Raw genomic sequence first — 5,919 nt, 5'->3', positions numbered from 1 at the left:
GCGGGCACCGGCGCCTGGCCGACATCGCGCTGGGGCTGACGCTGCGCGCCTATGACTTCGGCCGCTACCGCACCGGCGAGGCGGCGCCGAAGCCGAAGGGCCCGGTGACGGTTCTCGTCGACGATCCCGACGCCGCCCGCGCGGCGATGGCGTCCGTTGCGGCGGTGGCCGAGGGTGTCTGCTTCACCCGCGATCTGGTCAACGAGCCGGCGAACGTGCTGACCACGAGCGACTTCGCCACGCGGCTGTCCGACATGAGAAAGCTCGGGCTGAAGGTTGAAGTCCTTGAGGAAAGCGACCTCACGAAGCTCGGGATGCGGGCGCTCCTCGGGGTCGGGCAGGGCTCCGAGAGCCCGTCGAAGGTCGTCGTGATGGAATGGCCGGGCGGCAAGAAGGGCGAGGCGCCCTTCGCCTTCGTCGGCAAGGGCGTGTGCTTCGACACCGGCGGCATCTCGATCAAGCCCGCGCAGGGCATGGAGGAGATGACGATGGATATGGGCGGCGCGGGCGTCGTCGCGGGGCTGATGCGGACGCTCGCGCTCAGGAAGGCAAAGGCGAACGTCGTCGGGCTCGTCGGCCTCGTCGAGAACATGCCGGACGGGCGCGCGCAGCGGCCGGGCGACATCGTCGCCTCGATGAAGGGCGACACGATCGAGGTCATCAACACCGACGCCGAGGGGCGGCTGGTGCTGGCCGACGTGCTCTGGTACGCGCAGGACCGCTTCAAGCCGAAGGGCATGATCGACCTCGCCACGCTGACCGGGGCCATCGTCATCGCGCTCGGCCACGAGCACGCGGGCGTCTTCTCCAATGACGACACGCTCGCCGGCGCGCTGCTGAAGGCGGCCGGGGCCGAGGGCGAGGGCGCCTGGCGGATGCCGATGGGGCCGGCCTATGACGAGCTGATCAAGTCGCGCCTGGCGGACATGAAGAACACCGGCGGACGGCCCGGCGGCTCGATCACCGCGGCGCAGTTCCTCAGGCGCTTCGTCCGGGACGAGACGCCCTGGTGCCACATCGACATCGCCGGCGTCACGCTCTTGTCGAAGGACTCGACGCTGGCGCCGAAGGGCGCGACCGGCTGGGGCGTGATGACGCTCGACCGGCTGGTGCGCGACATGCTGGAGGGCTGATGGGGCAGGCGATGTTCTATCACCTGACGCGCTCGCCGCTGGAGGCGGCGCTGCCGATGCTCCTGGCGCGAAGCCTCGAGGCCGGCTGGCACGTGGTCGTCCGGGGAACGGATGCGGGGCGGCTCGACTGGCTCGACCAGCGGCTCTGGACCGGGGGCGACGAGAGCTTCCTGCCGCACGGGCTTGCCGGCGGACCGCACGACGCGCTCCAGCCGGTGCTGCTGACCACCGGGCAGGAGGTGCCGAACGGGGCCGAATGCCTGATGGCGGTGGACGGGGCGGAGATCTCGGCCGAGGAGGGCCGGCGGCTTGCGCGGGTCTGCGTCCTCTTCGACGGCAACGACCCCGCGGCGGTCGATCACGCCCGCGGCCAGTGGAAGGTGCTCTCCTCCGCCGGAGTTCCGGCGCAGTACTGGAGCGAGGAGAGCGGGCGCTGGCAGAAGAAGGCGGAAAGCGGGGCGCAGGGCTGACCGGCGCCCCGGCATTCAGGGAGAGGCGGATGCAGGGGGAATACGACGCATCCCGGACGGCCGGCGCCTTGATGGAGCTTCTCGGCACCGGGCGGCAGAGCGCCGATCTGCCGGTGCCGGACATGGCCGCGGCGAGCCGTGTCATCGCCGCCGTGCGAGCCCTCCGGGAGGCGCGAGGCGAGCGGGTCGCGGGCCGCAAGATCGGCTTCTCCAACCGGTCGATATGGCCGATCTACGGCGTCGATCGGCCGATGTGGAACTACGTCTGGGACAGCACCCTGATTCCGGCGACGGAGGGCGCGGCGAGGATTGCGCTCGCCGCTCATCCCGAGCCGCGCGTGGAGCCCGAGATCGTGTTGCGCCTCGGCCGGGATCCCGCGCCGGGCATGTCCGAGGCGGAACTTCTGGGCTGCGTGGATGCGGTCGCGCACGGGCTCGAGATCGTGCAGTCGGTCTTTCCGGGCTGGCGCTTCACGGCCGCGCAATCGGCGGCTGCGTTCGGGCTGCACGGCGCGCTCGTCGTCGGGCCCTGGCATGAGATCGGGACGGAGCGTGTCCGATGGGGGGCGGCGCTGGGCGATTTCACCGTGACCTTGCGGCGGGACGGCGCCCGGGGTGAGACCGGCCATGCGCGCAACGTGCTCGGCGGGCCCGTTCAGGCATTGCGGTTCGTGGTGGAGGCGATCGCGGCCGACCCCCTCGCCGTCCCGCTGCGGGCGGGCGAGATCGTCTCGACCGGTACGCTGACCGACGCGGCGCCCGCGGCGCCCGGCCAGATCTGGACCACCGTGTTCGACGGCATCGGCCTTGGTGGCCTGACGGTGACATGCGGATGACGGCCGCCGCGGCGGCGGGAAGGGGGGCCGCATGAAGCGCGCAAGGACCGCGGCGGAGATGATCGGGGCCATGTCTCCGGCGCTCCAGCCGGGCGAGTTCGTCTTCGTGACGCTCGGCGGGGGCGCGGCGCCGGAGGGGGCCGTGGCGACCTACCGGGAGGCGGAGGGGCTCTCGGCGATCCTTCCCGTCGAGGTCGCGCGGCGCGGGGGCCTGCCCATCGACCAGCCGATGCGCTGCATCACGCTGATGGTGCTGTCCGCGCTCGACGGCGTCGGGCTGACGGCGGCGGTCGCCGGGGCGCTCGCGGCCGCGGGCATTCCCTGCAACATGGTCGCGGCCTATCACCACGATCACGCCTATGTGCCCGCCGATGCGGCCGAGAAGGCGCTTGGCGTGCTGCGCGCGTTGCAGGCGTCGCGGCCCTAGCGCCGGATGATCAGCCGGTCGCGGGCGAAGGTGACCTCGTGGCGGCCGAGCCAGCTCATCCCGAGAAGCGAGGTGTCGAGCTCGCCGCCGTTCACCAGCGCGGGGACCTCCGTCTCCTCGGTGCCGCCGAGCGCGAAGCGGTCGAGCGTGACCGGCGCGATGGGCACCCGCCCGTTCGCCGTCATCGCCGTGCCGACATAGGCGAGCCCCTCGGGGCGCAGCCCCGCGCGCCCCGCGTCGCGCTGGGTGAGGACAATCCCGGAAGCGCCTGTATCGACGACGAAAAGCACCTTCGCCCCGTTCACTTCGGCGGTGAGGTAATAATGCCCGTCCTCGGCCACCGGCACTTCGAGCGTGTCGCCCCGGACCACCGCCTCGGTCGGCAGCGCCGCCCGGCGCACATCCGCCCAGAGGCCCGAGATCGCCACCGCGCCGAGGAAGATCAGCCCCCAGATCGCCGCCTGCTGCGCCCGCTTTCCGATCCGCCCGCGGCTTTCGACGATGAAGTAGCCGCCCACCACCGCCAGAAGCAGCACGAGATAGACGAGGCGGGGCAGGTCGTTCGGGTCCATGCCTCAGATCAGGCCCGTGCCACGGATGCCGTCAAGCACGAACTGGACCGAGAGCGCGGCGAGCAGCATCCCCAGGAGCCGGGTGATGACGACGATCCCGGTGCGGCCGAGCGCCCGCTCGATCACCGGCGCGGCGAGGAACATCAGGAAGGCGAGGACGACGACGGCGAGCATCACGGCATGGATCGCCAGCGTATGCGCAAAGCCCGTGGCCGGCGTGTTGTTGACGAGGAGGATCATCGTCGTGAAGGCTCCCGGCCCGGCGATGAGCGGGGTCGCCAGCGGGAACACGGAGGGGTCGTGGTGCGGGTCGGCGTGCTGCCCCTCGCGCCGCTGGGTGCGGCGTTCGAAGAGCATGTCGAGGGCCGTGACGAAGAGGAGGATGCCGCCGGAGATGCGGAAGGCGGGCATGGAGATGCCGATCGTCGCCAGGAGCCGGTCGCCGAGGAGCCCGAAGAGCGTCATCAGCGCCGCGGCGATGAGACAGGCGCGGAGCGCGACGGTGCGGCGCTGCGCGGCGTCCATGCCCTGCGTCAGCGCCACGAAGAGCGGCGCCAGCGCGATCGGATCGATGATCACGAAAAGCGTGACGAAGGCGGTAAGGTAGAATCCCGGCTCCACTAACCCTCCGCCGCCTCCAGCCGTTCGGCCGCTTCCAGCCAGAGCGCCTCGGCGCGGGCCTGCGCCTCGACCACCTCGGCGTGCTTCTTCTGCCAGACGACGGCTTCGTCGGGCCTCGCGTAGAGTGCCGGATCGGCAAGCCTCGCGTCAAGTTTCCCGCGCATCTCGTTGAGTTTGGAGAGCCTTTCCTCGCACTTCCTGACCTCGGCGCGCAGCGCGAGAAGGCCGTCGCGCGCGGGGCGGGCGGACCGCTCCTTCGGCTTCTCGGCGGGCCTCTCCGCCTCCTCGCCGGCCAGAAGCTCCCGCCGGTACTGCTCGAGGTCGCCGGTGTAAGGGGTGACCGTGCCGCCCTTGACGAGCCAGAGCCTGTCGGCGACGAGGCCGAGAAGATGCATGTCGTGGCTGACGAGGATCACCGCGCCGGAATACTCCGTCAGCGCCTCCACCAGCGCCTCGCGGCTCTCGATGTCGAGGTGGTTCGTCGGCTCGTCGAGGATGAGGAGATGCGGCGCGTCGATGGTCGCGATGAGGAGCGAGAGCCGCGCCTTCTGCCCGCCCGAGAGCTTGGCCACGACCGTCTCGGCCTGGTCGGCGCCGAGCCCGAAGCCGGCGAGCCGGGCGCGGAGCCGGGCCTGCCCCTCGGCGGGCCTGAGCCGCCCGACATGCTGCAAGGGCGTCTCGTCGAGGTGAAGCTCGTCCACCTGGTGCTGGGCGAAATAGCCGATCCTGAGCTTCGAGGACCGCGTGACGGTCCCCGCCTCCGACGGAAGTTTCCCGGCAAGGAGCTTGGAAAGCGTGGATTTTCCTTCGCCGTTGCGACCGAGAAGCGCGATCCGGTCGTCCTGGTCGATCCTGAGGCTCAGGCGCCGGAGGACAGGCGGGCCGCCATAGCCGACGGCCGCGCCCTCCATCGTCACGATGGGCGGCGACAACTCCTCGGGCTCGGGGAAGGTGAAGACGACCTTCGCGGCGTCCTCGGGCGCGGCGATGGGCGTGAGCTTCTCCAGCATCTTGATCCGGCTCTGCGCCTGCACCGCCTTCGACGCCTTGTAGCGGAAGCGGTCGACGAAGCTCTGCAGATGCGCCCGCCGCGCCTCCACCTTCTTCGCCTCCGCCGCCTGCACGGCGCGGCGTTCGGCCACTTGGCGGGCGAACTGGTCGTAGCCGCCGGCCCAGAGCGTCAGCTTGCGGTTGTCGAGATGCAGGATCGCGCCCACGGCCCGGTTCAGGAGGCCCCGGTCGTGGCTGATGATGATGACGGTATGGGGGTATTTCGCCAGGTAGCTCTCCAGCCACAGCGACCCTTCGAGGTCGAGGTAGTTCGTCGGCTCGTCGAGGAGGAGCAGGTCCGGCCGCGCGAAGAGCACGCCGGCGAGCGCCACCCGCATCCGCCAGCCGCCCGAGAAGTCCGAACAGGGCCGCTTCTGCGCCTCGGCGTCGAAGCCGAGCCCCTTCAGGATCGCCGCGGCGCGCGCCTCCGCCGACCAGGCGTCGATGTCGGAAAGCCGGTGCTGGATATCGGCGATCCGGTGCGCGTCGGTGGCGCGTTCCGCCTCCGCGAGCAGCGCCGCCCGCTCCTCGTCGGCGGCGAGCACGGTGTCGATGAGGCTCGTGGCCGACGAAGGCGCCTCCTGCGCCACGCCGCCGATCCGGGCGCGCGACGGCAGCGAGATCGCGCCCGATTCGAGCGCTAGTTCGCCCCGGATCAGCCGGAAGAGCGTGGTCTTGCCGGCGCCGTTGCGGCCGACGAGGCCGACCTTGTGGCCGTCGGGAATCGTGGTCGAAGCGCCCTCGAACAGCGGGCGCCCCTCGACCGCATAGGTGATGTCGGCGATCCTCAGCATGGGGCCGCGCCATATC

7 protein-coding genes are annotated in these 5,919 nt (G+C 71.2%); 4 read left to right on the top strand and 3 right to left on the bottom strand.

Annotated features, from left to right (window positions below; translation table 11 throughout):
• The 4 genes from F9K34_RS16420 to F9K34_RS16405 form a co-directional block, all read left to right on the top strand.
• Window positions 1-1,133 (top strand): leucyl aminopeptidase (locus tag F9K34_RS16420; RefSeq protein WP_291338197.1); only part of this gene is annotated, 1,133 nt, incomplete at its 5' end.
• A complete protein-coding gene (locus tag F9K34_RS16415) occupies window positions 1,133-1,603 on the top strand; it encodes a DNA polymerase III subunit chi (RefSeq protein WP_291338196.1) in 471 nt (156 codons plus the stop codon). The genes F9K34_RS16420 and F9K34_RS16415, both read left to right, overlap by 1 nt.
• A 29-nt stretch (window positions 1,604-1,632) precedes the next feature.
• Window positions 1,633-2,439 (top strand): 2-keto-4-pentenoate hydratase, encoded by an 807-nt coding sequence (locus F9K34_RS16410; RefSeq protein ID WP_291338195.1) that lies wholly within the window; start codon window positions 1,633-1,635, stop codon window positions 2,437-2,439.
• Window positions 2,440-2,470: 31 nt separating this feature from the next.
• Window positions 2,471-2,866 carry an ACT domain-containing protein gene (locus F9K34_RS16405; RefSeq protein ID WP_291338194.1) on the top strand — a complete coding sequence of 132 codons (396 nt, stop codon included), beginning with the start codon at window positions 2,471-2,473 and terminating at the stop codon, window positions 2,864-2,866.
• Here F9K34_RS16405 and F9K34_RS16400 read toward each other — a convergent pair.
• From F9K34_RS16400 to F9K34_RS16390, 3 genes are read right to left on the bottom strand one after another with little or no spacing between them, the layout of a single operon-like run.
• Window positions 2,863-3,438 carry a retropepsin-like aspartic protease family protein gene (locus F9K34_RS16400; RefSeq protein WP_291338193.1) on the bottom strand — a complete coding sequence of 192 codons (576 nt, stop codon included), beginning with the start codon at window positions 3,436-3,438 and terminating at the stop codon, window positions 2,863-2,865. The genes F9K34_RS16405 and F9K34_RS16400 overlap by 4 nt on opposite strands.
• A 3-nt stretch (window positions 3,439-3,441) precedes the next feature.
• Window positions 3,442-4,059, bottom strand: coding sequence for a MarC family protein (locus F9K34_RS16395; protein ID WP_291338192.1), 618 nt, complete (start codon window positions 4,057-4,059; stop codon window positions 3,442-3,444).
• Complete coding sequence (locus F9K34_RS16390; protein WP_291338198.1) at window positions 4,059-5,903, bottom strand: ABC-F family ATP-binding cassette domain-containing protein; 1,845 nt, start codon at window positions 5,901-5,903, stop codon at window positions 4,059-4,061. Before F9K34_RS16390 ends, F9K34_RS16395 begins: the two co-directional genes overlap by 1 nt.
• Between the last annotated feature and the right edge of the window lie 16 nt (window positions 5,904-5,919).

Origin of the sequence: Albidovulum sp., from assembly GCF_008933605.1 — a bacterium.
GTDB lineage: Bacteria > Pseudomonadota > Alphaproteobacteria > Rhodobacterales > Rhodobacteraceae > Albidovulum.
Note: the sequence above shows the minus strand (reverse complement) of the source record. Positions and strands in the feature narration are given on the sequence as shown.